Source organism: Amycolatopsis echigonensis, from assembly GCF_014174495.1.
Classification (GTDB): Bacteria; Actinomycetota; Actinomycetes; order Mycobacteriales; family Pseudonocardiaceae; genus Amycolatopsis; species Amycolatopsis echigonensis.
Window position 1 is genome coordinate 1 of the sequence record NZ_JACJHR010000049.1, and the last position, 25,649, is coordinate 25,649.

A 25,649-nucleotide genomic window follows, 5' to 3' on the forward strand; every position below is an offset into this window, starting at 1 on the left:
GGTCATCACGCTGGCGCAGCTGTCGCTCGGCGAGCAGATCGCTCGTTCGTACGCCCCGACCGGCGGCGTCGTGTGCGGCACGGCGACGACTCCGCCCGCCCCGCCGCAGGGCGGTGCCGCACCGGCCGGTCCGGCGAAGCACCTGGCCTACACGAACGGCGCGTACGACACGGTGCCGCTGTTCTGGACGGGCACGGCGATGCTGCTGCTCGGCGTCGTGATGGTCGCGGCGTTCCCGAACCGGCGGCGTCCGGCGCTGGTGCTGAAGCGGCCGTCCGGCGGCCCTGGCACGCCGTTCAAGCCGTCGCCGTATCCGCGCGACTGAGTTCCGGCTAGTCATGGAAACGGCCTCCTCGCTGACTGGCGAGGGGGCCGTTTCTCGTGAGCGGCAATCACGGTTCTAACCGTGATCAACACTCACGAGTTCAGCCTTGGCGGAGGGTGGTGACCATGGCTTCCACCGCGATCCGCGGCTTCACGTTCAGGCCGATCGCCTCTCGGCACTCCAGTACCGCTTCGAGGCGGCGCAGCGTCGACTCCGGAGACCAGGTCGCCGCCGCGGAGTTGATCTGCTCGGCGTGGTCGGGGTGGGTCAGCGTCGCACCGGAACGCGTGGTCGTCACGAGAACGTCGCGGTAGAAGCCAGCCAGGTCGACCAAGGCGAGGTCGAGCGTGTCGCGCTGGGTTCGCGTCGCACGGGACTTCTGGCGCTTCTCCAGCTGCTTCACCGCGGCCTCAGCGGCGCGTTTCGCTCCGGCGACGCCCTTGCCGGTGCCGTCGCCGCCCATCGCGGTACGCAGTTCGGAGCGTTCCTGCTCGTCGCGGCCCTTGCTCTCCTCGCCCGCGTCCGCTTCCGCCGCGCTGATCAGCTGGTCGGCGCTGGTGAAAACGTCGTCCGGGCGGCGCAGCCCGAGCGGAATCCGCAGCACGGTGGCGCGACGCTGCCGAGCGGCCTCATCGGTGGCGAGCCGGCGCGCGCGGCCGACGTGGCCGTTGCACACCGACGCGGCCCAGTTGGCGCGCTCGGGATCGATGCCGTCGCGGGAGATCAGCACCTGCGCGATCGCCTCGGCGGGCGGGGTGCGCAGCGGGACCAGCCGGCACCGCGAACGGATGGTGACCGAGACGTCCTCCGGGTGATCCGACGGCGCGCACAGCAGGAAAACAGTGCGTGCGGGAGGCTCTTCCACCGCCTTGAGCAGTGCGTTCGACGCCCCTTCGGTGAGCCGGTCGGCGTCCTCGATGATCACGACCTGCCATTCGCCGGTCGTCGGCCGACGCGCCGCCGCCTGCACCAGCGCGCGCATCTCGGCGACCGAAATGGACAGTCCTTCCGGGGCGACCAGCCGCACGTCGGCGTGAGTTCCGGCCATCGTCGTGTGACAGCCGGGGCACGCGCCACAGCCCGTTCCGGTGCTGCACTGCAGGGCCGCGGCAAACGTGCGCGCGGCGACCGAACGGCCCGAGCCCGGCGGTCCGGTGAGGAGCCAGGCGTGCGTCATCGCCGCTGGCGCGACCGCTTCTCCGGCAACGATCTTGGCCGCCGCGGCCGCTGCCGAGGAAAGCGTTTCCACGGCGGGTTCTTGGCCGACGAGCTCAGTCCAGACGCCGATCGGAGTCGTCACCGATCCTCCACTTTGGACACCACGGGCAACGCGTCCGCCCCGTTCTGCGCCGCTTCCGCTTCGGCGGCCACCGCCTCGGCGACATCCGCCGCGGCCGCGTTCGCCGGCTGCTCCACTGCCGGCTCCGCCGGGGCGAGCGCGGCGAGCGAGCCGACGAAGACCGACTGGACAGCGCTGCGGACCCGGTCCTCGACCTCGCCGTCCGAGCCCTCCGCGTCGACCACCACGTACCGGTCCGGGTCGGCGGCAGCCATCTCGGCAAGCAGCTTCTGCACCCACAGCTGTTCCCTCAGCGGCGGCTGCGGATCCTCCGGGTGCTCGGAGTCGAGGAGCACGGTGAGGTCCGGGCGGAGCCGTCCGGTGGCCCAGTCGACCAGCCCTTCCAGCTCGTCGCGGTCCAGCTCGCCCGCCGCGGACAGCGACGCGAGCGGGGAGTCGACAAAACGTTCCATGACGACCACGGACCCGGCGTCGAGCGCGGGCTGGATCTCGCGTTCCACCAGTTCGGCGCGCACGGCCGCGGCGACGAGCGCCTGCGCCCGCACCCCGGTGAGCGCGGCGTCCGAGACAAGCGTGCGGAAGCGCTGTTCGCCGAGCGCCGGGTCGGCGCTGAGCAGGACTGGACGGGTGCCGGTGCTGAGCCAGCGCGCGAGCCGGGCGGCCTGCTCGGCGGTGTTGACGGCAGTGGTGCCCTCGATGGCGATCAGGAAGCCGTTGACGCGGCGCGGGTTGCGGCGCAGCGCGTTGCGCAGGTCGCTGAAGATCTTCTCGGTGCGCCGCTCGTCCATCTGCCGGTAGGCGATGATCCCGAGCAGCACCGCGAGCAGTCCGCCGCCGAGGATGACCGGACGGGTGCCGTCGACGATGATCGGCGTGCCGAACAGGTCGACATTGCGCTGCCGGACCAGGCCGATCAGCACCGGCGTGACGACCGTCGCGCCGAACAGCACGATCTTGAGCATCGCCTGGTAGATCGCGTTGATCCGGCCGCGGATCGCGTCCTCGACCCGGGAGCCGATGATCGTGACGCCGGTGAGGAACGCGGTGCCGGCGCAGATGCCGACGAAGGCGACCGCGCCCACCGAGATCGCCAGGTGCGGCGACAGCGCGACGACGCCGAGCGCGAGCCCGGCGAGGACGATCGAAATGCCGAAGAGCCGGTCGTGCGGAAGCCGGTGCGCGAGTTTCGGAGCCAGCGCCATGCCGATGGCCAGGCCGAGGAAAACGGCCAGCATGAGCAGGTTGAACGCCGCGTCGCCACCGAGCAGCGAGGACGAGTACGGCTTGGCCGCGCCGATGACCGCGCCGCCCGCCGCGAAGGCGCCGAAGGCACCGATCAGCAGGCCGCGGACGATCGGCGTGCTGCGGACGAACTTGAGCCCGTCGCGCATCATCGCGCCGAAGCCGAACTTCTCCTCGTCGGCCCGCTTGACCTTCTGCTGCGGCGTCGAGTGGACGTCGCGCAGGGACAGCTCGGGGATGCGGGTGGCGACGAGGATGCCGCTGATCAGGTACAGCAGGCCGGTGATGACGACGACGACCTTGGCGATGTACAGGTCGACGCCGGGGCCCTGGAACAGGTGGAACGTGGAGTTCGCGCCCTGGATCAGCGCGTTGGCCCCGGCGGCGGTGATGACGGCGAGGCCGTAGGTCATCACCATGCCGAGCTGGTTGGCGGTCTCGACCTGCTCGGGGCGGCGCAGCAGGTTCGGCACCGCCGCGTCCTTGGACGGGATCCACATGATCGAACAGCAGCCGACCAGGAAGTTCGCCACGAACAGCCACCACGGCGCTCCGACGACCGCGATCGAGAGCAGGAAGCCGCAACGCAGCAGGTCGCAGACGACCATGATCTTGCGCCGGTCGAACCGGTCCGCGAGCAGTCCGCCGATCGGCGCGAAGAGCAGGCCGGGCAGCAGCGCGGTGACGACGACGCCGACGAACGCGTAGTTCTGCGCCGAGTAGTTGTCGAGGAGCTTGGTGCTCAGGCTGGTCAGGTTCAGCAGGTTCAGCCAGTCGGCGACACTGCACAGATACGTGACGCCCCACAGCCGACGGAATGGCTTGATCGCCAGCACCCGGCGGGCCCGGTGGATCGTGGACGTCCCGCCTGATCCGCCCGGGCCGGTGCCCGGCACCGACCGTACGCCCTCGCTGATACGCCCACCCCACTTGTCACGACGGCGTCAGGCGACCCCTGCGGATCCCCCGACCGTGTAGCCGCCAGGGTAGTCCCGCCGCGGACGCGGGTACGGCACGCCCCGTGATATGCGAGGTCAGGCGGGGTCAGCCAAACAGCCCCTTCACACTGCTCACCAGGCTAGCGATGAACTCGATCGCGACAATTCCGAACACGATGAGCAACACCACGGCGAGCACTACGCCGGCCGTGCTGCTGGAGGGACGCCCGAAACTGGGCATGCTGATCGAGGGCATCCCGCGCCGGCTCTGCCGTTCGGCGAGCTCCTCCTCGATGTCGTCGTCGGCGATCTCGGCGACCCGCTTCGGCCGCGGCCGGGGCACCCTCTTCAACAGCTGAGGAGCCTTGGTCGGCCACGTCCGCTGCCGGGGCAACAAGCCCAGCGGAACCAGATCCGGCCGGCCGGAAGGCGGAATCGGATTCGGCGTCTTGACGACGTCCTTCTTCTTGGCTTCCTCTTTCAGCGCGGCCTCGACCATCCGCTTGACCTCTTCAGGGTCATGCTGGACCGGCTTGGCAGTAGGCAACGGCCGGGGCGCGCGGCCGGACGCCATCTCGAACCCGGACAACGGATCGGAGAACCGCTCGCCCCCGACGTCGCCGGCCAACGTCCCGTCCCGGTCGGGCCCGGAGGCGGGAAAGAACGGAGTCCCGTCGCTCGTGCTCATGGTGACCACCTCACTACGGAATGTCCGCCGAGTCCAGTGTCGGCGAGAGTACCGGCTCCCGCATCCGCCCAATGGCCGCAGAACCACTAGTACCCGCGCCCGCGAGGAGGCACGCCACCCGGACCAGTGACCGCTGATGGACGGCGGTGTGGCGGGTGGTGGCTGGGTCGGTCTGGGGTCGGGTTCTGGGGGTGGGTTCTGGGGTGAGACAGGGTCGAGTTTGGGAAGGGGGCCGGGTTGACCGCGGTGGCGGCGTGGCCGGTTCGGCGGGCTCGCCGGAGCGACCTGGCTGGCCACGCCGACAGGCTCGCCGAAACAGCTGTGCTGGCCCAGCCGAGGGGTCGCCGAAGCAGCCGCGCTGGCCAAACCGACGAGCTCGCCGAAGCGACCGGCTGGACAGATCGGCGGGAGGGCCGGGCCAGCAAACTGGCCGGATTGACCAGCTTGCCTCACGGAAGCCGATCCTTGGCCTGACCAAACCGGGCGGCGATGGCCGCAACTCTGCCCAGCCGCGACCCGCGCGCGCACATCTCCCGGCTCCCGGCTCCCGGCTCCCGGCTCCCAGCTCCCAGCTCCCAGCTCCCAGCTCCCAGCTCCCAGCTCCCAGCTCCCAGCTCCCAGCTCCCAGCTCCCAGCTCCCAGCTCCGGACGAGCCGAACCGGTCTCACCCCTCCAGGTCAAGCATGACTGCGCACCGCCTCCACGATCCATGCCTCCGCGGTCCCCCGGGTAGCCGGAGACCACGTCACGACCCATCCGCCGCTGCCCCTGGGCGCGGCGCGGAACTGATACCTCCCCTGGTCGTTGTCCACCAGCCCGAACGCGCCGTGCGGGTACTCCGCCAGCACCGCGTCCCGCACCGCCAGGTCCACCAGGACCGTTCCCTGCCGGGGCCGGGCCACGGCTTGCCGGATGACGTCCAGGTCTCCCCACGCCTCCCGCGGGATCAGGCCGCTGTCGTCCGTCTCGATGCGCACCGAGGGACCCGGGCCGGGCGGACGGTCCGGCAATCCGTCGAACACCCACCCCGGCAGCGCGCTGAGCATTCCGGACCGCAGCCGCGCCCGGCGGCCCAGTTTGCTCATCACCGTGGTGAAGTCCTCGTCTCCGAAGAACCGCACCTCCCACGGTTCCTCGCTCGCCGGGAACACCCCGGTGACCACTCCCCGGATGAACCCGCCGCGCAGCACTCGGTACAGCTCGACCGCTTCGGCGGTCACCTCGCCGTCGGCGGCGAGCCCGAGCGCGGCCATTCCGGCGACGAATCGCGTGTACTGCTCCACCTCCTCGGCCAGCCCGGCGCCGAGCATCGGCCCGAACGACTGCCGGACCTCCTCGGCGAGGCTCAGTCCGGAAGCCGCTCCGGCGGGCTCCTCCTCGGCCAGCACGGGCGGCACCTCGAAATGCGGGTCGTAGAACTCCATCACCGAAGGCCGCTGCGGCATCTCGGCCCGCAGCGGTCCGATGACCTCGTCGATGACGTCGAAGACGACGGGTGCTGAACTGCTCACCCCGTCATTGAACACCCTGGTACCGACAATTTCTCGAACTTTTGTTCGAATGAACCCATCCGTGCGGCGAGCGGTCGGTCAACGCCGCGGCGCCCGCTCATCGACACGCATCGCAGGCGCGAGGAAACCGACCGTCACCACGAGAGCGCCGACCACGGCCAGCGTCCAGTGCAGGCCGATCCCGCTGCTCAGGCCGCTGACCAGCACCGGCCCGGCGAGAAACCCGAGGTACCCGCACGCCGCGACGGCCGCGATCGCCCGGCCCGGCGCGTCCGGCTGTTTGCGTCCGGCCGCGCTCCACGCGAGCGGCACCATCCCGGACACCCCGAGCCCGACCACGGCGAACCCGACCACCGAGACCACCGGCACCGGAACCGCGACCACCAGCAGAAACCCGGTGACCGTCACCGCGGTCGCGACTCGCATGAACAGCACCGGACCTACGCGCTCGACGACCCGGTCGGCGACCACACGCACGGCGATCATCGTGATCGAGAAGGCGAAGTAGCCCAGCGACGCGACGGCCGCGCTCGCCGTGGCGACGTCCCGGAGGTACACCGCGCTCCAGTCGTTCACCGTGCCTTCCGCGACGAAACCGCAGAACGCGATCACCCCCAACGGGATCAATGCCTTGCTGGGCAAGGCAAACGCTGCCTCGCCCTGTCCGCGATCGGCACCCGGCAGGAACTGCGAAGCCGCGAAACCCGCGAGCACCAGCAGCACCACGCCAGCGACGGTGAAGTGCACTTCGATCGGAACGCCCCAGACCTCCATCAGCGCCGCGGCACCCGATCCCGCCAGTCCGCCGATGTTCCAGAATGCGTGGAATCCAGCGAAAATCGGCCGCCCGTAAGCCTCTTCGACGCGCGCGGCGTGCGCGTTCATCGAGACATCGAGCAGGCTGTTGCCCACTCCGAGCACGACGAGCGCGGCAACGAACAACGGCACGTCCGGCGCGAAGGCGACGAGCGGCAGCCCTCCGCACAGCACCGCGGCCCCGCAAAGAACCCCGCGCCGGCTGCCGATCTTGGTGATCAACGGCCCCGCGGCCAGCAGGGCGACGACCGAACCGGCGGCGAGCCCGAACAACCCGATCCCGAGTTCTCCGGCACTGAGGCCGAGTTTCGCTTGTACCGCAGGCACTCGAGCCGCCCACGACGCGAATGCCGCACCGCAAACCGCGAAGACTACGGAAACCGCGGCGCGAGCACGCTGTGTCTCCCCCATCCGTCCCCCTGACACGAGAAAGGGCCACCCGGAGTGTTCCAGGTGGCCCTTTCTCGGATCCTCGTTACTTCGACTTCGTCGCGGTGCTGCTGCGCTTAGCCGGTGCCTTCTTCGCGGTAGTCGACTTCGCCGCCGCGGACTTGGTCGCGGTCGACTTGCTAGCGGTGGACTTCGCCGGTGCCTTGCGCGTTGTGGTCCGCTTCTTCGGAGCCGGGCCCTTCGCGCGCTTCTCCGCCAGCAGCTCAGCCGCACGCTCCGCGGTGAGTTCCTCGATGCTGTCGGACTTTCGCAGCGTCGCGTTGTACTCGCCGTCGGTCACGTACGGGCCGAAGCGGCCGTCCTTGACCACCATCGGCTTGCCCGACACCGGGTCGTCGCCGAGTTCCTTCAGCGGCGGCTTCGCGGTCGCGGACCGGCCGCGCTGCTTCGGCTCCGAATAGATCTTCAGCGCCTCTTCCAGCGTGATCGAGAACAGCTGTTCCTCAGTCTGGATCGACCGCGAGTCCGTGCCCTTCTTCAGGTACGGCCCGTAGCGCCCGTTCTGCGCGGTGATCTCCTCGCCCGACTCCGGGTCCTTGCCCACGACGCGCGGCAGCGACAGCAGCTTCAGCGCGTCGTCGAGCGTGATCGTCTCGATCGACATCGACTTGAACAGCGAGCCCGTACGCGGCTTCGGCTGCTTCGCCTTCGCGGCCTTCTTCTGCGCCGCTGTGGCGTCCTCGGGCAGCTCCGGTTCCGGCAGCAGCTCGGTGACGTACGGGCCGAAGCGGCCTTCCTTCGCCACGATCTCGTGTCCGCTGACCGGGTCGGTGCCCAGCACGCGGCCTTCCTGCGGCGTCGCGAAGAGCTTCTCGGCGATCTCCGGCGACAGCTCGTCCGGCGGCAGGTCCTCGGGCAGGTTCGCCCGCTGCGACTCGCCGTTGACCTCGCGCTCCAGGTACGGCCCGTAGCGGCCGACGCGCACCACGACCTGGTGCCCTTCGGCGTCGCTGAACATCGGGATCGAGTTGATCTCGCGGGCGTCGATGCCTTCGACACTGCCGTCGACCAGCTTCTTCAGCCCGCCGAGGCGGCCGACCGAGCCCTCGACGCCGAAGTCGCCGCCGAAGTAGAACTTCGACAGCCATTCGACGCGGTGCTCGTCGCCGTTGGCGATGCGGTCCAGCTCGTCCTCGAGACCGGCGGTGAAGTTGTAGTCCACCAGCCGCTCGAAGTGCCGTTCCATCAGCCCGACCACGGCGAACGCGACCCACGAGGGCACCAGGGCGGAGCCCTTCTTCCACACGTAGCCGCGGTCCTGGATGGTCTTGATGATCGACGCGTACGTCGACGGGCGGCCGATGCCCAGCTCTTCCAGCTTGCTGACCAGGCTCGGCTCGGAGTAGCGCGCGGGCGGCGACGTGGAGTGGCCGTCCGCGGACAGCTCCGGCGCGGTCAGGCCCTGGTCCTTGACCAGCACCGGAAGCCGGCTCTGCTTGTCGTCGGCCTCGCCGCCGGCCTCGGTGTCGACTGCCTCGACGTACGCCTTCAAGAAGCCGGCGAAGGTGATCGTGCGACCCGACGCGGCGAAGGTGCATTCCTCACCGGTCGCCGCGGTGCCGACGATGCGCACCGACATCGTGGTGCCCTTCGCGTCCGCCATCTGCGACGCGATGGTGCGCTGCCAGATCATCTCGTAGAGCCGGAACTCGTCGGTGTCCAGCTCTTTCGCGACCTGGCCGGGCGTACGGAAGACCTCGCCCGACGGACGGATCGCCTCGTGCGCTTCCTGCGCGTTCTTCACCTTGCGCGTGTACTGGCGCGGCGACGGCGAGACGTACTCCTTGCCGTACAGCTGCGTCGCCTGGTTGCGGGCGGCAGTGATCGCCGACTCCGACAGCGTCGTGGAGTCGGTACGCATATAAGTGATGTAACCGTTCTCGTACAGCTTCTGCGCGATCCGCATCGTGCGCTCGGAAGTGAAGCGCAGCTTGCGGCCCGCCTCCTGCTGCAGCGTGGACGTCATGAACGGCGCGTAGGGCTTGCGCGTGTACGGCTTCTCTTCGACGCTCGCGACCTTGAAGTCACGCTCGTTCAACGCCTGGGCCAGCGCCCGCGCGTCGGACTCGCCGAGCACGCGGACGTCCGCGGCGTTGCCCTTGAGCTGACCGTTGGAGTCGAAGTCGCGACCCGTCGCGAGACGGGAGCCGTCGACCGCGACGAGGCGCGCGGGGAACGTACGCGGCGAAGCGTCGGCACCTGCGTCCATGGTCGCCGAGATGTCCCAGTACGACGCCGAGGTGAAGCGCATCCGCTCGCGCTCGCGCTCCACGACGATCCGCGTCGCCACGGACTGCACGCGGCCCGCCGAGAGCTTCGGCATGACCTTCTTCCACAGCACCGGCGAGACCTCGTAGCCGTAAAGCCGGTCGAGGATGCGGCGAGTCTCCTGCGCGTCGACGAGGTCGGCGTCCAGCTCGCGGGTGGCCGCGGCGGCGGCCTGGATGGCCTGCTCGGTGACCTCGTGGAAGACCATCCGGCGCACCGGGACCTTGGGCTTCAAGGTCTCCAGGAGGTGCCACGCGATGGCCTCGCCCTCGCGGTCGGGGTCCGTCGCGAGATAGAGCTCGTCGACGTCCTTCAGCAGCCCCTTCAGCTCGGTGACCTTGGACTTCTTGTCCGGGGTGACGATGTAGAGCGGCTTGAAGTCGTTGTCGATGTCGACGCCGAGCCGGGCCCACGACTCGCCCTTGTACTGCGCGGGGACGTCGGCGGCGCCGCGGGGCAGGTCCCGGATGTGCCCGACGGAGGACTCGACGACGTAGTTGCCGCCGAGATAGGGGGCGATCTTGCGGGCCTTGGTTGGCGACTCGACGATCACCAGTCGCCTTCGATCGGCACCGTTGCCCCCGGCACCGCTCTTTTTGGTCCGTGTTCCTGCCACGCTGCCCTGCTCTCCACTCATCTCCGCGCCGCCGCAGCGGCGCTCTCCCCCCTGCACCAGAGGGGTACTGCGCCCGCGTCTCGACCTGTCAGTGTGCACGTCCCCGGTGTCCGCGCAGCGTCGAGGTGCCCTGACGAGCCGCCGGGTACCTGCCCGTCGGATCGCCGCTGACCTCGGCGATGTTTCTCCTCCACACCTAGCACGTGATGTCGGACACGTGCCGTGCAGGGTAACCGGTCATACCACCAATACCCTCCGTTAGACGGTGGCGGGTCCCCGGACGGCAACGGTTCACTGATTCCTCCCCCCAGCCGAAAGGAACCCACCATGATCCGCCGACTGGTTGGCGCCACGATCGCCGTCACGGCGACATTCGCGCTGGTCACCGCCCCCGAAGCGAGCGCGGCGACCACCACGTTCACCGGTGCCGTGGCGCTGTCCAACTGCTCTGGTTCGGTCGTGAAACCGGCCGCCACGCCGATGGACGCGCCCGCGATGGTGTTGTCGAACGGCCATTGCCTCGAGGAAGGCATGCCCGAACCGGGTCAGGTGGTCGTCGGACAGGCCTCGAACCGCTCGTTCGACCTGCTGTCGCCGGACGGGCAGAGCTCGGTGGGCACCGTGACCGCGACCAAGGTCGTCTACGCGACGATGACCGACACCGACATCTCTCTCTACCAGCTGAGCGACACCTACGCCGACATCCAGCAGAAGTACCACGTCCCGCCGCTCGAACTGGTCAACAGCCACCCGCAGGCAGGCACGCCGATCGACGTGGTGTCCGGGTACTGGAAGCAGATCTACTCCTGCTCGATCGACGGTTTCGTGCACGAGCTGCACGAGAACAACTGGGTCTGGAAGGACTCGATCCGCTACGTGCCGGGCTGCGAGACCATCGGCGGCACGTCCGGTTCGCCGGTCGTCGACCGCAACACCGGCAAGGTCATCGGCGTGAACAACACGTCCAACGACAACGGCGAGCGTTGCACGCTGAACAACCCGTGCGAGGTCGACGAAGCGGGCAACGTGACAGTGCGGCCGAACTACAAGTACGGCGAGGAGACCTACGGAATTCCGGCCTGCCTGACCCCGGCCAACGAGATCGACCTCAACCAGCAGGGCTGCACCCTGCCGAAACCATAAGACGCTCCCGGGAAGGTCCCACGTCGCTTCGCTGCGCGACGGGGAACCTTTTCTCTGCGCGGCTACCCCACAGCCTCCAGTAAATACTGTGAAGAACTCTCCGCCGGGGTGCCGCGACGCGCCTCGCCGGGCGTCCGTTCGCGACGTTCCCCGGCCGGCGGCAGCTCCGGCCACGCCGCTTCCGCCCCGGCCGGAGGTTCGCCGATCAGCTCCAGGAGACCGGCCAGCTTCCGCCGCCCGCTGACGCGCACCGCGGGCTGCTCCGCCTTCGGTCCGAGCAGCCGCGCCTGGACGCCCAGCGGCGCGAGCACGGACAGCAGCTCCTCGTGCGTCTCCGGAGCCAGCGGATCGACGCCGAGCAGGTAGCCGCCGGGTTCGGGACGGCCGGCCGCCAGCGCCCACATCCGCAGCATCGCGCCGCTGAGGCGGAACCCGCCGGGCACCGCCTTGCCGGAGTCGTCCTCCGCCGGACCGGTGTGTCCCGGCCGGAGCCATTGTTCGGCGAGGCCGAGCAGATCGACCCGGAACGACGTGCGCACCTGCGGACGGCCGCATTCAGCCACCGCGACCTGCGCGTCCGCACCCCGCCTGCGGCATTCCCGAGCCAGCACGCGAGCCCGCCACGGCTCGTCGACCAGCACCGACAGCCGCGCCGCCGTGCGGCCGAACCCGGTGATCTGCCCTTGGCAGCACAACAGCCCGGCCAGGTCGGGCAGGCCCGGGCCGGTCGCCTCCGCCGAGAACAGCGAGATCGTCCGATCCACGTCGCGATGATAGAACACAAGTTCGATTGAAGGCGAGCGTCACGGCGAGATTTTTCCCGGACACCCAGCGTTATCGGCATAGTTATACCGGCAGTGTCGAACCTGGGGAGCGAGGATGTTCGAGATCGCCGAACGCGTCCAGATCCGGGACGAGCTCATCGCCGCCGCCCGCCAGGACGCCGACATCGCGGGTGCCGCAGTGGTCGGATCGGCCGCCCGCGGTGCCGAGGACCGCTGGTCGGACATCGACCTCGTCCTCCAGCTCGCGCCGGACGCGGACGAGCCCCCGGTCGTCGCACGCTGGACTCGCTCGATCGACGATAAGTACGGAGTCGCCGACACCCTCGACGTGGCCTCGCGTGAGGGGGTTCGCTACCGGGTCTTCCTCCTCGGCTCCTCGCTCCAGGTCGACTTGTCGTTCTGGCCCCACGAGCTTTTTCGCGCCACCGAGGACGGCTTTCAGCTCGTTTTCGGCAAGGCCAACGAGCCGACCAGCGCCGCGGAACCGGGCCGCGAGCAGGCGATCGGCATGGCGTGGCTGTACGCCTTGCACGCCCGCTCGGCCATCGCTCGCGGGCGGACGTGGCAAGCCGTTCTGATGCTCGACGACCTTCGCAACCAGATCATCACGTCGGAATGCCTGCGGCACGGCTTGAATCCTTGGCACGGACGCGAAGTCGACCGACTGCCTGCGCCGGTGCTGGAGAGGTTGCGAGACGGCCGGGCGGCGTCGGTCAGCTTGACGGAACTCGAGCGCTCTCGACTGGCGCTGCTTCAGCACTACCTGGCCGCCGTCGCACACCACGACGCGGAGCGGGCCATCGCCCTTCGGCGTGCGCTCGGTCCCGCTCAGCGTGGCGCGGGCGGGACCACCAACTGCTGACAGCCCGCCGCGCGCTTGCCCGCCGCGGACAGGGCTGGCGTCGCGTCCAGGCCCTTGAGGACGTCGAGCCGGGAAATCTGGTCGATCGCCGTTTTGGCGTCGTCCAGCGCCGCTTTCACCGCGTCAGGATTGTCGGCCGCGGCGAGTTTGCCGCGGACCTCGTCGGCCTTGTGCCGTACCGAAGTGAACTGGCCCAGCAAAGCCGTGCGCGCCGGTTCGCCGCCGGGCAGCGGTGCGGGGCCGACTCGGTGCAGCCCGGACACAGTCTGGTCGATCCCGGTGGCGACCGACGCCAGAAGATCGCTCGAAGTGCGGGTGGCCTTCTCGGACGAACTCGGGTCGATGGAAGGAAGATTCGCCAGCGCACGAACCAGATGCGTGACCGCTCCGCAGTATCCGTCTGCCCATTTCGCGGCCGGATCCGTTTGGCCCGCCGCCTCCGCGTGCCCGCCGGAGACGACCTGCTCAGCCGGCGGCGGAGCTTGCCCGCAGCCCGTGAGTCCCAAGCCGATTCCTGTTGCCAGCGCGGCTAAACCGGTCCACCGCGGCCGCACCCGCACCACTCCTGTCCGTCGGAACCCGTGTCCTGGCCACGGTACCGACCCGTCGACAGTCCGCAACTCGCCCCGGGTCGCGGACGCGAACGGGCCCGGCACGCACAAGGCGTGCCGGGCCCGAATGGAGCAACGCGTCAGGCTTTCGCCGCCGCCGGAGTCTCCGACATGACGCTGCCGCGCCGCTTGGACACGACAATCGCCGCGACGATCACCGCGACCGCGACGACCGCGATCACGATCCGCCACGTCGTGTCCGCGCCGCCGCCGAGCGTCAGCGTGACCACCGCGGGCGCGATCAGCACCGAGACCAGGTTCATGACCTTGATCAGCGGGTTGATCGCGGGACCGGCGGTGTCCTTGAACGGGTCGCCGACGGTGTCGCCGATGATCGTCGCCTCGTGCGCGTCGGAACCCTTGCCGCCGTGGTTGCCGTCCTCGACGAGCTTCTTGGCGTTGTCCCAGGCGCCGCCCGAGTTGGCGAGGAAGATCGCCATCAGCGTGCCGGTCGCGATCGCGCCCGCGAGATACCCGGCAAGCGCGCCGGTGCCGAGACCGAAACCGACCGCGATCGGCGCGAAAACGGCCAGCAGGCCGGGAGTCGCCAGTTCCCGCAGCGAATCGCGAGTGACGATGTCGACGACCTTGCCGTACTCGGGCCGCGTGGTGCCCTCCATGATCCCCGGGATGTCGCGGAACTGGCGGCGCACCTCGTACACCACCGCGCCGGCGGCACGTGAAACCGCGTTGACCGCGAGACCGGAGAAGAGGAACACCACCGCCGCGCCGACGATGACGCCGACCAGCGTGTTCGGGCTCACCACCTGGTTCACGAACGAGCTCACCGCGGTGACCGCACCCTCGCCGCGTTCGGCGACGGTCTTCGCGATCGCGTCCGAATAGGACCCGAACAGCGCCGTCGCCGCCAGCACCGCGGTAGCGATCGCGATGCCCTTGGTGATGGCCTTGGTGGTGTTGCCGACCGCGTCCAGTTCGGTGAGGATCTGCGCGGCCTTCTCGTCGACGTCGCCGGACATCTCGGCGATGCCCTGCGCGTTGTCCGAGACCGGGCCGAAGGTGTCCATCGCCACGATGACGCCGACGGTGGTCAGCAGGCCGGTGCCGGCCAGCGCCACCGCGAACAGCGCGACGCCGCCGCCGAGCAGGTAAGCGCCGAACACGGCCGCGCCGATCACCAGCGCGGTGTACACGGCGGACTCGAAACCGACCGAGATGCCGGACAGGATCACCGTCGCCGCACCGGTTTCCGACGTCTTGCCGACGTCCTGCACCGGCTTGTGCTCGGTGCCGGTGTAGTAGCCGGTGATGCGCAGGATCAGCGCGGCGAGCACGATGCCGATGATCACCGAGACCGTCGCGATCACCGCCGGGTTGCCGGTGTTGTGCGCGTAGCCCTCGCCGAATTCGGCGAAGCTGTTCGGCAGGTACACGAACGCGGCGATCGCCGACAGCACCGCGGAAATGACCGCGGAGATGTAGAACGAGCGGTTGATCGTGACCAGGCCGCCCTCGCCCGCGCGCGCCTTAGTGATGTAGACGCCGATCACCGCGGTGATCACGCCGATGGCGGGCACGATCAGCGGGAAGATCAGGCCGGACGCGCCGAACGCGGAGCTGCCGAGGATCAGCGCGGCGACGAGCATCACCGCGTAGGACTCGAAGAGGTCCGCGGCCATGCCCGCGCAGTCGCCCACGTTGTCGCCGACGTTGTCGGCGATCGTCGCGGCGTTGCGCGGGTCGTCCTCGGGGATGCCCTGTTCCACCTTGCCGACCAGGTCAGCCCCGACGTCGGCGGCCTTCGTGAAGATGCCGCCGCCGACACGCATGAACATGGCGATCAGCGCCGCGCCGAAACCGAAGCCCTCCAACACCTTCGGTGCCTGGCCGGTGTAGACGAGCACCACGATCGCCGCGCCGAGAAGGCCGAGCCCGACGGTGATCATGCCGACCACGCCGCCGGTGCGGAACGCCACGCGCATCGCCTTCTCGCGGCCGCCTTCCTCCCGCGACGCGGCGGCGACGCGCAGGTTCGCCTGCGTGGCCAGCCACATGCCGAGGTAGCCGATGGTGAACGAGAACGCCGCCCCGACGAGGAAGAAGATCGACCGGCCGATCCGTTCGCTCCAGTCGTCCGCGGGAAGCGCGAACAGGAGCAGGAACACGATCACGCCGAAGATGGCGAGGGTGTTGCGCTGCCGCTTCAGGTATGCGGCCGCACCTTCCTGCACTGCCTTGGCGATGTCCTGCATCTTGGCGGTGCCCTGGCCCGCGGCCAGTACCTCCTTGAGCAGGACGTAACCGATGGCCAGCGCGACAAGGGCGACCACGGCGACCACACCGACGATGGTGTAGCCACCCCCGGAGAGCGTGATACCGCCCTCCGCGAGGAACTGCCGGGACATTCGTCCTCCTGGGAACGCCGTCTGGCCAGCGCGGGCCCGTCGTACCCGGCGCGCCTGCACTGGCGGGGATCTGTGCCGAAGGACACGCTAGCCGTGCCAGCAATGCACGTCTCACATGACTCTCGCCACAGTGGGTGTGGATCGAGGGAGTGTATTGGTAGTGATCCGACCGTCCGCAATGCGTCCCGGTCAGAGTACGTTCGGTGACCTTGTGTGATTGGTCACTGGATCGATCTCGGCCCGGTTTTGTCGGTGCCCTGTGCGAAGCTTCGGCACGTGGTGGGAGAGCGAGGACGGAGGCTGCTGGACCGGGTCACGGCGGGGATCCCGGCGCACGAAAACCCGGTCACGCACGTGTCACGGCTGCCGGAACGCGCGGCCCGGTACGAGCCGTGGCCGGAGTGGGCGGAGCCGTCGGTCGTGGCCGCGTTCCGCGCGTCCGGAGTTGAAAAACCGTGGCGGCACCAGGTCGAGGCGGCTTCGCTGGCTCATGCCGGCACGCACGTCGTCGTGTCCACCGGCACGGCGTCGGGAAAGTCGCTGGCGTATCAGCTGCCGGTGCTCAGCGCACTGGCCACGGACGCGCGGGCGACCGCGCTGTACCTCTCGCCGACGAAGGCGCTCGGCGCGGATCAGCTGCGCGCGGTGTCCTCTTTGGACGTCGCGGGAGTGCGCGCGGCGGCGTTCGACGGGGACACCCCGATGACAGAGCGCGACTGGGTCCGCGCGCACGCGAACTGGGTGTTCAGCAACCCGGACATGCTCCACCGCGGCATCCTTTCGGCGCACTCCCGATGGACGCAGTTCTTCCGGCGGTTGCGGTACGTCGTGGTCGACGAATGCCACAGCTATCGCGGCGTCTTCGGCTCGCACGTCGCGCTGTTGCTGCGTCGCCTGCGCCGGGTGGCGGAACATTACGGTGCGTCCCCGGTATTCGTGCTGGCTTCGGCGACCACTGCTTCGCCCGCCTCTTTCGCTACTCGGCTCACCGGCGTGGAGTGCGCTGCGATCACCGATGACGCGTCACCGCGCGGGGCACGGACGGTCGCACTGTGGGAGCCGCCGCTGCTGGATGAACTGACTGGCGAGAACGGCGCGCCCGTCCGCCGTCCGGCCGGCGTCGAGACCGCGCGGATTCTCACCGAACTCGTCGTCGAAGGGGCTCGGTCGCTGGCTTTCGTTCGCTCTCGCCGCGGTGCCGAGCTGACCGCCCTGGGAGCCCGCCGCCTTTTGTCCGAAGTGGACCCTCGGTTGGCGGATACCGTTGCCGCGTACCGATCCGGCTATCTCCCTGAGGAGCGGCGCGCCCTAGAACAAGCGCTGCTCTCGGGTCGGCTGCTAGGTGTCGCGACCACGAACGCCTTGGAGCTGGGCGTCGACATCGCCGGCCTGGACGCGGTGGTTCTGGCGGGCTATCCCGGGACCCTCGCTTCGTTCTGGCAGCAATCCGGCCGCGCCGGGCGTTCGGGCGATGAAGCGCTGGTGGTGTTCGTCGCGCGGGACGATCCGCTCGACACCTACCTGGTGCACCATCCGGCCGCGTTGCTGGAACGCCCGGTGGAGACGGCGGTGCTGGACCCGACGAACCCGTACGTGCTGGGCCCGCAGCTCGCGTGCGCCGTCGCGGAGTTGCCGCTCACCGAACCGGAACTGGAAACCTTCGGCGGCGACGCGGCCCGCGCGGTGCTGGCGGATCTGGCCGAGGAGAAGCTGCTGCGCCGCCGGTCGAGTGGCTGGTACTGGACCTCGCGCGACCGTCCGCACGGAGAGGTAGGCATCCGCGGCTCGGGCGGCGATCAGATCGCGGTAGTGGAAGCAGACTCGGGCCGGATGCTGGGCACCGTCGATCCTGGCTCGGCTTGCTACTCCGTACATCCCGGCGCGGTGTATTTGCACCAGGGGTCCTCGTATGTCGTCGATGAGCTGGACCTGGAGACGGGTCTGGCGCTGGTGCACGCGGAGGACCCGGACTGGACGACTTCGCCGCGCGAGATCGTGGATATTTCGGTGCTGTCGACGGAAGAACACTGCCGCCACGGCGGGGTAACGGTGTGCCTGGGCGAGGTCGCGGTCACGTCGCAGGTGGTGGGATACCTCCGGCGGCGGCCCTCGGGTGAGGTGCTGGACCATACGCCGCTTGACCTGCCGGAACAGAGCCTCCGCACGAGAGCGGTGTGGTACACGATTTCGGGCGAACTGCTGGAGTCTCCGGCTGGGGGCCGGGGTTCGGTGGCAGCCGCGCGGGTCGCGGGGGAGGTCGGCGGAGTCACTGCGGGGCATGCCGGACCGGTGGGGCCAGAGGGCACATCGCCCGCCGCAGGAATTTCCGGGCGGACGGGTGCGGGGTCGGCGAGCAGCCAGTCGGGTGGAGGACTCGCAGCGAGTGCGTCGCGCACTGCCGGGGGAACCGGCCGGGCCGATGCGCAATCGACGGCCAGTCGTGGGGAGCGAGAATCGACGGGGGCCGGAAGCGCGTCCCCAGCCGCCGGAGGAATCGGCGGGGCCGGGGCGGGATCGGCGGCCAGCTGTGCGGCCGGGGAACCGGGGGAGACCGGAAGCGCGTCTCCGGGCACCGGGGGAAGTGGCGAGGGCCCTGCGGGGTCGGCGAGCAGCCAGTCGGCTGGAGAACCAGCAGGGAGTGCGTCCCCAGCCGCCGGGGGAATTGGCGGGGCCGGGGCGGGGTCGGCGGCCAGATGTACGGCTGGGGAACCGGTGGGGGCCGGGGGCGCCTCGTCGGTTGTCGGGGTAACCGGCGAAGTTTCGGGCGATCCGGCGGCTGGGCGGGGGCCCGGGGCCGGGGTCGAGATCGGTGTTGCGGTGGGGCCGGTGGGGACCGGGGGTGCTGGCAGGGCACCGGGGGGCGCCGGTTTGGTTCCGGCGCGCGTCCCCGGTGCCCTGCATGCCGCCGAGCACGCGGCGATCGGCCTGCTACCGCTGTTCGCTACGTGCGACCGCTGGGACATCGGCGGGGTGTCTACCGCGTGGCACGAGGACACCGGGGAGGCGACGGTGTTCGTGCACGATGGGCATCCCGGGGGTGCGGGATTTGCCGACCGCGGTTATGCCGCGATTGTCCCGTGGCTGGCCGCTACGCGGGAGGCGATCATCTCCTGCGAGTGCCCGACGGGCTGCCCGTCCTGCGTCCAGTCGCCGAAGTGCGGGAACGGCAACGATCCGCTGGACAAGGCAGGGGCGGTGGCCGTACTGGGAGCCGTGCTCGGGGCGTTGCGTCAGCACGGGGAACAGTGCGGCCACGGTGGAACGTAAAACTGATTCGGTTGTCGCGTGCTGCCTGCCGGGATAGGACCGGATCAGGCGGCGGTGCTCTCGACCAGCATCGGGGCGTGCTCGTCGGCGAGGGCGCGGACCAGCACGTCCTGCACCTCGGCGGCGGGCGGCAGCTGCCAGCCGCACACCTCCGGCTTCACCCGCCAGTGCACGACGCCGTGCTGGAACGGCGACGGCGGCAGCGGGATGTAGCTGCCCTTTCCGTGCCACTGCACGGAAATCTGCTCGGCGAGTTCGGCCGGCAGATGCTCGGAGGGCCGGGTGAGGAACAGCCACCGGCCGTTCGGCATCGCGACGATCGGGGCCGGGTGCCCGATCGACCGCAGCAGCCGCGCGGCGCGCTTGCCCAGTTCCTGGTCCACCTCGACCGCGTCGAGCACGGTGCCGGTCGCGACGAGCAGGCTGTGCGTGCGGTCGCTGAACCAGCTGGCGACCTCGTGGGCGTGCGAACCGACCCGCTCACGCCAGTCGTCGTGCACGGGCACCGGTCGGCGCCAGGTCAGGTCGTCCCCCTCCGCGGTGATCTGTTCCGGGGTCGCCCCCGGAAGCACCGGCCAGCCGCGCCAAGCGAGGCCGATCGCCTCCGCACGCAGTTCGATGCGGAAGGCGTTCCGCCAGCTGTCCGGCCAATTCGCGTCCAACATTGCTTTCCTGCCTTCGAGGTCCGGTTTTCGCGCCGTCCGGGTCGGGGCCGTGGTGGCGCATGTCTCACTAAACGGCAAGTTGCACATTGCGGGGAAGACTCCACGCGACAACCGGCCGTTACCGAGCGATGAACGCCCAGTAGCCCACTGTCCGGCCGATAACGACGCGCCGATCACCGGCCGCTGACCCCACCATCCATCCCGCGAGAACGGGCTCACCACGGGATTCGACACTTTCCGGCCCTTCCGCACACGTCCTGACGCATACCACTGAGCAGCTCGCTGACCTGGGTATTTGACCGTTCAGCGTGCGTCAGCGACCGCTGCTCGTGGCGTTCGCCACTCATCGCCAGTGCCGGAAAAGTCCGGGCGGGCGAGGGTTCCGGCGACTGGTCACCGGTCCGGCTCGTCGCCGATGAACGGTTCCGGCGGGTGATCGGAACACCGTTGACGGCTGCGCACGGTGACAGAGCGGGAGGGTTGTCGGGGACGGTTGGCAGGCTGCAACTCCCTTCGAATGCGACGAGCGGTGGTGGTTCGCGCGAACCTGCGGCTGGCCTCCGTGCCAAGTCGCGTACTGGTCAGATGCGAGCAAATCGGACCGGAGCGGGTGGAGTTCGGCTCCCACGTGGGACACCAGGCCTGGCTCGTGCTCGAATCGCGGGCCCCGGCCGAACCGACGGTCACGACCCTCAGGTCCAGCCCGAGATCCGCACCGGCTTTCGCGGCGGCGTCCCGCCATGCGCCGCCGGATCGCAGCGGCCAGCAGCGACATCAGCAGCACGGGACGGCGAACGGCGAGCAACCAGCTCGGCGAGACTCGCGTGCGGCCGCCGGTCAGGGAGGCAGATCAACCGGACCGGCGCGGGCTTTCGCGGTTGGCGCGGGCAGGCCGGGAATCGGGGCGGCAATGGCGCGGACCTCGATGAAAGCGTCGCGGTTGTGCCAGCGGCAGCTGGTCATCGTGGTGCGTTCGTGGTCGGCGACCTCCTTGGCTCGGGCGCAGGCGATGGTCGGTCCGGCGGCGGCGTGGGCTGCCGCGGCCAGCGCGCCCAGGTCGGCGGCGGCTTCAGTGCGGTGGCGGGCGGTGATGGCCGCGGCTAACCACCACACCAGGACCGTCACGGCGATCAGGGTGGTCGCGGCTAGGGCCGTCCAGATCGTGGCTACGCCAGCGTCGGCTGGTTGTTCTTGGTTCATGAGGCTGGGCCTGGTTCGACGATGGCGTAGGCGGTTGCGCTCAGATGGAGAGCAGACAGGGCGTCGGTGGTTACTTCGGCGGTGATGCCGTCGCCGGCGCGATGGATGGCGAGGTGAGCGCCGCGCGGAGCAATGGTTTGGACCACTGCGTCGGCGGCTCCCGACTGTCCGGCCGCGGTCAGGCGGGCGGCTTCGCGGGCGGCGTCCAGGCATCGGAGGTGTCCGGCGATCGCACTGGTGCCCGCGAGCAGGATCGCCAGCACGGCGGTCAGCGCGCCCAGCGAAAGAGCGGCTTCCACCGTGACGAATCCGCCGTCCCGGCGACGGCTCGCCATCAGGTCGCCACCGTCAGGGCTTTGTGCACCAAGCCGGCCAACGTCGCGGAGACCGAGTCCCCGCTGAGCAACACGTAGAGCGCCACGGCGAACGCCGCCGCGGCTACCGTGCCGATGGCGTATTCGGCGGTGGTGGTGCCCTCGTCTCCGGGCAAGAACCACATGGTCGGTTTCCCTTTCTGTCGTGGACGGGTTCACAGCAGGCCGCCGATCCGCCCGGCCAGGCCGAGCACGACCGGCAGCACGCCGAGGGCGAAGAACGCGGGCAGGAAGCACAGACCTACTGGCAAGGCCAGCGCGACTCCGGCACGTTCGGCGCGTTCTTCGGCCTCGACGCCCAGTCCGTCGCGGATGCGGCGGGCGAGGTCGTCGGCAGTCGAGGCGAGGGCTGCCCCGGACCGCGCGGTTCGGGTGGCTGCGACTGCCAGCTCGGCGAAGCCAGGCCGGCCTCGGATAGGGGCCCAGGCCGGAGTCGAGTCGGCGCCTAGAGCGAGCAGGTTCGCGGTTGCGTGCAGGGCGTTTCCGGTGTCGGGTGGTGCGCCGGGCGCTACGGCTTCCAGGGCCGTTGGAACTGGCATTCCGGCGCGCAGGCAGGCAGCGAGCATGTCCAGGACCGACGCGCAACGGAGTCGTTCCGCGATGTCGTCTGGGTTGCGAGGCTGTCGGGATCGTCGCAAGAGCCACCAGGCGCCCGCGCCAGCGGCTAGTCCTACCGGGATTCCGGTGAGGACGGTTGCGGACAGGCCTGCGACGAGCGCGGTGGCGGGGTGCCAGATCTCTGGGCGCAGGGTGCGGTGTGGTCGTTTCGTTCGGGCCAGATGTCGGGGCGGGGCGGTGTTTGGCCAGAGCAGTAGTGCGGTGGCAGCGAGGCCGAGGCTGAGTGCGGTCACGGGGCGACCTTGCGGTTGGTCAGGGCTCTGGACCAAGCGGTGCCTGCCCAAAGCAGCGCCGCGCCTGCGACGAGGAATGCTTGGCCGATAAGGGTTTCGGTGAGGACTGCCAGCGGGTTGGCACCGATGAGCTGACCCATCGCCAGGCAGCCGACGGGCAGCACGGTCAGGACTATGGCGCTCATGCGCGGGCCAGCCATCTTGGCGCGCAGACGGCGCGTGAAGGCGACTTCGGCGTCGACGTCTCGGCGGGCGGCTTCGAGAGCGTCGGCGATGGGCAGGCCGTGGCGACGGGCGAGGTTCCAGGATTGGGCGACGGCGGGGAGCACAGCCGATTCCAGGGTTCCGTCCAGACGGGCGGCGGCGGAGAGGTTGTGCAGTTCCGCGGCGAGTTCGGGGACGGCGTCCGCGGCCGCTTCGGCGGCGGTTACCGGGTGGGCGCCGGCGCGGAGTTCGGAGACCATCGTGCGGAGAACAGTCGAGGTGCGCTCGCCGCGGGTCAGGGTTTCGCTGGTTTCCCTTCTGCTGCGCCATTCCTGACGGACGGCGAGGGTGAGTAGGGCGGTGGCTATCGCCGCACCGATTCCGCCCAGCGGCAGGGCGACGACCGCTGGAGCCAGCCAGAGGACCCGGCGGGGCGGGATGAGCACGCGGAGCTGGAGACGGGGCGTCGGGAGCAGGCGGTTGGGAACGGTTGGCCAGCACAGGATTCCGGTGCCTGCGCAGAGGAACGGCCACGCGGAGATCAACGGGGTCACCTCGATGCTGGGCGGTTGGGCGATGGTGGGGTGCGGTTCTTGCGGCGAGGAGTTGTCGTACGAGGGAGGTGCGCGCGTTCCGAGGCTGGGACGAGGTCTGGCGCGAGCGAACGCGCATGCAGGAGACGGCGCGCACTGGGGCGGTCAGGGAGGGCTAGTCGCGAGCCGGTTCGGGAGTAGTCAGGGCGGTAAAGAGGGAGCGACGGCTCGTCCAGTGGCCGTCGCGCCAGACGGGGTGGATTTTTACTTCTCCGTGGTAGCGCTGGAGTACTGCGACTTCCGTCAGACGGCGGCCGGAGGTTGTTCGGCGCATGTGGAGGATCACCCGGACTGCTGCGGCCAACTGGCTGTGCAGGGCGTCTCGCGGAAGGCCGCCCAGGGCTGCCAAGGCTTCCAGGCGGGCAGGTGCTTCTGCGGGCGAGTTCGCGTGCAGGGTGCAGGCACCGCCGTCGTGGCCGGTGTTCATGGCATTCAGCAGGGAGCACACTTCTGCTCCCCGAACCTCGCCGACGACCAGACGGTCTGGGCGCATCCGCAAGGCTTGGCGGACCAGCTCCGGGAGTTCTACGGCACCAGCGCCTTCCACGTTCGCGGGGCGGGCGACGAGGCTTACGAACTGCGGGTGGGTCGGACGTAGTTCTCCGGCGTCTTCGACACAGACGATTCGTTCGATGGGAGCTACCGCACCCAACAGGGCGCTCAGGAGCGTCGTCTTTCCGGCACCGGTGCCGCCGGTGATCAGGAAGGCTAGACGGTGCTTGAGGATTGTGCGGAGGATGCCCAGAGCGGTTAGGTCGAGGGAACCTTGTGCGTGGAGCGCGGCTAGGTCGTGGGTCACCGGGCGCAGGACCCGCAGCGACAGGCAGGTGCCGTTGGCTGCGATAGGCGGCAGTACGGCATGGACGCGAATCCGGCCTTGGCGGGCGGGGAGCCAACCGTCGACATAGGGCTGGGCGTCGTCCAGGCGACGGCCTGCGGCTAGGGCCAGGCGTTGCGCTAGGCGGCGGACGGCGTCCTCGTTCGGGAAGCGGATCGTCGTGTGGGCAAGGCCAGCGGGGCCGTCGGTCCATACCTGGTCGGGCGCGGTGACCAGGACGTCGGTGACGGTGTCGTCCTCCAGCAACGGAGCTAGCGGGCCTGCGCCAACGAACTCGTCTCGGGCTTCACGAACGGCGGCCAGTACCGCGTCGTGGCTCAGTGCGCCGCCGGCTTCGGCGCGAACGGCTTCGGCTAGGGCGATCGGGTCGGTGCCTCGGCTTTCGCCGGCCAGGCGGTGGCGGACTCGTTCGACGAGATCGGTCGTCATCTACGCCGCCTGTGCAGTCGCGAGAGGACGCAGGTTGGCCAGTACGGCGCGCGCGGCAGTCGCGAGTGCGCCCTTCGGGGGCAGGTCGAACTCGCCGGATTCCAAAGTGGTGGCCACTCGACGTTCCGGAGCCACAGCGGCGACCAAGGGCGGGCCCAGCATGCCCGCGGTCTGCGAGGCCGGGACACCGTCGATCCGCTGTCCACTTGCGACGACCGCGAACCGCTCGGTGTGCGGGCGGAGGTAGTTCAGGACCTGCTTCGCCGCCATGCAGGCTCGGAATTCGACGGGAACGACGAGCACCACCAAGTCGGCGACCGACGCGACGGCAACGGTGCCATCGTCGAAATGCCGGGGTAAATCGCAGACGACCGTCCGGCCAGCGCGGCTGCCCGCGGCGACCACAGCGGACAAGGCGCGCGGAGTCGGGCCGTCGCCGGAGCGACCGCAGGACAGCACGGGGAGCTCGCCACGGCTGGGGAGCGACGCGATCAGCGACGGCACAGAGACTCGGCCGGACAGCCGGACTTCGGGCCACCGCAGGCCTTTCGTGTGTTCCAGGCCTAACGGGAGATCCAATCCTCCGCCGAGCGGGTCGCAGTCGACTAAGAGCGCGGGCCCGGTGCGGGCGGCTTCGACAGCGACCGCCGCGGCCAGCACAGAGGTGCCGGAACCGCCTCGGCCGCCGACGAAAGCGATGACTGGGCCCGGAGATTCGGCTGGTGCGTCGGTGACATCGGCGAACGCGCCGGTCAAGCCCGCTTCGTCGTCGGGCAGGCTGAAGACTCGGCGGGCGCCGAGCGCGGCTGCGCGCCGCCAGGTCTCCAGACCGGGCGCGCCTTTGCAGACGAGCACGACACTGTCGCGCGCTGGCATCGGCGGACTGCCGCCAGTGATGTCCTCGTCCAGCACCACGAGCGGAGCTCGGGTCCATCGTCCTCGTGCGGCGGCCAAGTCTGGCGCGTGGTCGAACTCGCAACCGACTACGGCGGCGATGCGGCGGATCTCTTCGAACACGGTTCCCTCGCCGGAGACGACGAGCGGTTGTGCGGTGGCCATGTGCCCCTCCCCTGGGTCTCGTGGGCCGGACTTCCACCGTCGCCCGCCGCCGGAGCCCGCGGCAATGCCCGTTTTTCCGTCATGTGGATAACCCGGGTGTTGTGGACAACTCGGCGGACGAAATCGATCCAGTACCGCCTGAGTGTCCGCCCGCACCAGACAATGCACGGCTGCGCGCATTCGATCGAGAAAACGATTGCCGCGGAGAAACTCCGGAAAATCAAGTGGAAAGAAGTAAATTTGCCGCA

At 69.7% G+C, this 25,649-nt stretch carries 20 protein-coding genes and 1 pseudogene; 4 read left to right on the plus strand and 17 right to left on the minus strand.

Annotated elements, in window-relative coordinates:
- Nucleotides 1-325 (plus strand): annotated as a pseudogene (locus tag H5411_RS28880) (hypothetical protein); the annotation flags it as partial.
- 100 nt (nt 326-425) lie between these two features.
- On the opposite strand, the gene H5411_RS28885 reads toward H5411_RS28880, so the two are convergent.
- From H5411_RS28885 to topA, 6 genes are all read right to left on the minus strand, one after another.
- Nucleotides 426-1,625 (minus strand): DNA polymerase III subunit delta', encoded by a 1,200-nt coding sequence (locus H5411_RS28885; RefSeq protein ID WP_101437136.1) that lies wholly within the window; start codon nt 1,623-1,625, stop codon nt 426-428.
- Nucleotides 1,622-3,763: a bifunctional MFS transporter/dTMP kinase gene (locus tag H5411_RS28890; RefSeq protein WP_101437135.1), complete on the minus strand. Its 2,142-nt coding sequence runs from the start codon at nt 3,761-3,763 to the stop codon at nt 1,622-1,624. Before H5411_RS28890 ends, H5411_RS28885 begins: the two co-directional genes overlap by 4 nt.
- Before the next feature lie 148 nt (nt 3,764-3,911).
- On the minus strand, nt 3,912-4,493 hold the full coding sequence (locus H5411_RS28895) for a hypothetical protein (protein ID WP_220817616.1): 582 nt from the start codon (nt 4,491-4,493) through the stop codon (nt 3,912-3,914).
- A gap of 677 nt (nt 4,494-5,170) precedes the next feature.
- Nucleotides 5,171-6,019 carry an ESX secretion-associated protein EspG gene (locus H5411_RS28900; protein WP_183125656.1) on the minus strand — a complete coding sequence of 283 codons (849 nt, stop codon included), beginning with the start codon at nt 6,017-6,019 and terminating at the stop codon, nt 5,171-5,173.
- Between the two features lie 63 nt (nt 6,020-6,082).
- On the minus strand, nt 6,083-7,231 hold the full coding sequence (locus tag H5411_RS28905) for an MFS transporter (RefSeq protein ID WP_220817617.1): 1,149 nt from the start codon (nt 7,229-7,231) through the stop codon (nt 6,083-6,085).
- 64 nt (nt 7,232-7,295) lie between these two features.
- Nucleotides 7,296-10,175, minus strand: coding sequence for a type I DNA topoisomerase (gene topA, locus H5411_RS28910; protein WP_183125658.1), 2,880 nt, complete (start codon nt 10,173-10,175; stop codon nt 7,296-7,298).
- A gap of 306 nt (nt 10,176-10,481) precedes the next feature.
- Here topA and H5411_RS28915 point away from each other — a divergent pair, with 306 nt between their 5' ends.
- Nucleotides 10,482-11,297, plus strand: coding sequence for a S1 family peptidase (locus H5411_RS28915; protein ID WP_183125659.1), 816 nt, complete (start codon nt 10,482-10,484; stop codon nt 11,295-11,297).
- A 62-nt stretch (nt 11,298-11,359) separates the two neighbouring features.
- Here the strand turns inward: H5411_RS28915 and H5411_RS28920 are convergent, their stop codons facing one another.
- Complete coding sequence (locus H5411_RS28920; RefSeq protein ID WP_183125660.1) at nt 11,360-12,061, minus strand: hypothetical protein; 702 nt, start codon at nt 12,059-12,061, stop codon at nt 11,360-11,362.
- 115 nt (nt 12,062-12,176) lie between these two features.
- Between H5411_RS28920 and H5411_RS28925 the strand changes: the two genes are divergently transcribed.
- The gene (locus H5411_RS28925; protein WP_183125661.1) at nt 12,177-12,944 is read left to right on the plus strand and encodes a nucleotidyltransferase domain-containing protein; all 768 of its coding nucleotides are present in this window, start codon (nt 12,177-12,179) and stop codon (nt 12,942-12,944) included.
- Here H5411_RS28925 and H5411_RS28930 read toward each other — a convergent pair.
- Both H5411_RS28930 and H5411_RS28935 read right to left on the minus strand, forming a co-directional pair.
- Nucleotides 12,911-13,450, minus strand: a complete 540-nt coding sequence (locus H5411_RS28930) for a hypothetical protein (RefSeq protein WP_244194684.1) — start codon at nt 13,448-13,450, stop codon at nt 12,911-12,913. The two genes, H5411_RS28925 and H5411_RS28930, sit on opposite strands and share 34 nt — an antisense overlap.
- Nucleotides 13,451-13,635: 185 nt before the next feature.
- Complete coding sequence (locus H5411_RS28935; RefSeq protein WP_101437128.1) at nt 13,636-15,921, minus strand: sodium-translocating pyrophosphatase; 2,286 nt, start codon at nt 15,919-15,921, stop codon at nt 13,636-13,638.
- A gap of 276 nt (nt 15,922-16,197) precedes the next feature.
- On the opposite strand from H5411_RS28935, the gene H5411_RS28940 reads away from it, so the two are divergent.
- Nucleotides 16,198-19,188: a DEAD/DEAH box helicase gene (locus H5411_RS28940; RefSeq protein WP_167441970.1), complete on the plus strand. Its 2,991-nt coding sequence runs from the start codon at nt 16,198-16,200 to the stop codon at nt 19,186-19,188.
- A gap of 44 nt (nt 19,189-19,232) precedes the next feature.
- On the opposite strand, the gene H5411_RS28945 is transcribed toward H5411_RS28940, so the two are convergent.
- The 8 genes from H5411_RS28945 to ssd all read right to left on the minus strand — a co-directional run bounded on the left by H5411_RS28945 (nt 19,233) and on the right by ssd (nt 25,401).
- Nucleotides 19,233-19,853: a bifunctional DNA primase/polymerase gene (locus H5411_RS28945; RefSeq protein WP_101437127.1), complete on the minus strand. Its 621-nt coding sequence runs from the start codon at nt 19,851-19,853 to the stop codon at nt 19,233-19,235.
- A gap of 837 nt (nt 19,854-20,690) precedes the next feature.
- Nucleotides 20,691-21,053, minus strand: a complete 363-nt coding sequence (locus H5411_RS28950; RefSeq protein ID WP_101437125.1) for an Rv3654c family TadE-like protein — start codon at nt 21,051-21,053, stop codon at nt 20,691-20,693.
- Entirely contained in the window at nt 21,050-21,388 is a 339-nt protein-coding gene (locus H5411_RS28955) for a TadE family type IV pilus minor pilin (RefSeq protein WP_101437124.1), read from the minus strand. The genes H5411_RS28950 and H5411_RS28955 overlap by 4 nt, the downstream gene beginning before the upstream one ends.
- Complete coding sequence (locus H5411_RS28960; RefSeq protein ID WP_078561018.1) at nt 21,388-21,552, minus strand: DUF4244 domain-containing protein; 165 nt, start codon at nt 21,550-21,552, stop codon at nt 21,388-21,390. The genes H5411_RS28955 and H5411_RS28960 overlap by 1 nt, the downstream gene beginning before the upstream one ends.
- Nucleotides 21,553-21,582: 30 nt before the next feature.
- On the minus strand, nt 21,583-21,993 hold the full coding sequence (locus H5411_RS28965; protein WP_376772243.1) for a type II secretion system F family protein: 411 nt from the start codon (nt 21,991-21,993) through the stop codon (nt 21,583-21,585).
- A gap of 281 nt (nt 21,994-22,274) precedes the next feature.
- Entirely contained in the window at nt 22,275-23,027 is a 753-nt protein-coding gene (locus tag H5411_RS28970) for a type II secretion system F family protein (RefSeq protein WP_101437122.1), read from the minus strand.
- 163 nt (nt 23,028-23,190) lie between these two features.
- Entirely contained in the window at nt 23,191-24,342 is a 1,152-nt protein-coding gene (locus H5411_RS28975; protein WP_101437121.1) for a TadA family conjugal transfer-associated ATPase, read from the minus strand.
- Nucleotides 24,343-25,401, minus strand: coding sequence for a septum site-determining protein Ssd (gene ssd, locus H5411_RS28980; RefSeq protein ID WP_101437120.1), 1,059 nt, complete (start codon nt 25,399-25,401; stop codon nt 24,343-24,345).
- Between the last annotated feature and the right edge of the window lie 248 nt (nt 25,402-25,649).

Bases quoted from the DNA above. Each gene is read 5' to 3' on its own strand.
- ssd (WP_101437120.1), bottom strand. From the start codon at position 25,401: ATGGCCACCGCACAACCGCTCGTCGTCTCCGGCGAGGGAACCGTGTTC.
- H5411_RS28915 (WP_183125659.1), top strand. From the start codon at position 10,482: ATGATCCGCCGACTGGTTGGCGCCACGATCGCCGTCACGGCGACATTC.
- H5411_RS28975 (WP_101437121.1), bottom strand. From the start codon at position 24,342: ATGACGACCGATCTCGTCGAACGAGTCCGCCACCGCCTGGCCGGCGAA.
- H5411_RS28905 (WP_220817617.1), bottom strand. From the start codon at position 7,231: ATGGGGGAGACACAGCGTGCTCGCGCCGCGGTTTCCGTAGTCTTCGCG.
- H5411_RS28950 (WP_101437125.1), bottom strand. From the start codon at position 21,053: ATGAACCAAGAACAACCAGCCGACGCTGGCGTAGCCACGATCTGGACG.
- H5411_RS28935 (WP_101437128.1), bottom strand. From the start codon at position 15,921: ATGTCCCGGCAGTTCCTCGCGGAGGGCGGTATCACGCTCTCCGGGGGT.
- topA (WP_183125658.1), bottom strand. From the start codon at position 10,175: ATGAGTGGAGAGCAGGGCAGCGTGGCAGGAACACGGACCAAAAAGAGC.
- H5411_RS28960 (WP_078561018.1), bottom strand. From the start codon at position 21,552: ATGTGGTTCTTGCCCGGAGACGAGGGCACCACCACCGCCGAATACGCC.
- H5411_RS28955 (WP_101437124.1), bottom strand. From the start codon at position 21,388: ATGGCGAGCCGTCGCCGGGACGGCGGATTCGTCACGGTGGAAGCCGCT.
- H5411_RS28945 (WP_101437127.1), bottom strand. From the start codon at position 19,853: ATGTTGGACGCGAATTGGCCGGACAGCTGGCGGAACGCCTTCCGCATC.
- H5411_RS28965 (WP_376772243.1), bottom strand. From the start codon at position 21,993: ATGCTCGCTGCCTGCCTGCGCGCCGGAATGCCAGTTCCAACGGCCCTG.
- H5411_RS28925 (WP_183125661.1), top strand. From the start codon at position 12,177: ATGTTCGAGATCGCCGAACGCGTCCAGATCCGGGACGAGCTCATCGCC.
- H5411_RS28895 (WP_220817616.1), bottom strand. From the start codon at position 4,493: ATGAGCACGAGCGACGGGACTCCGTTCTTTCCCGCCTCCGGGCCCGAC.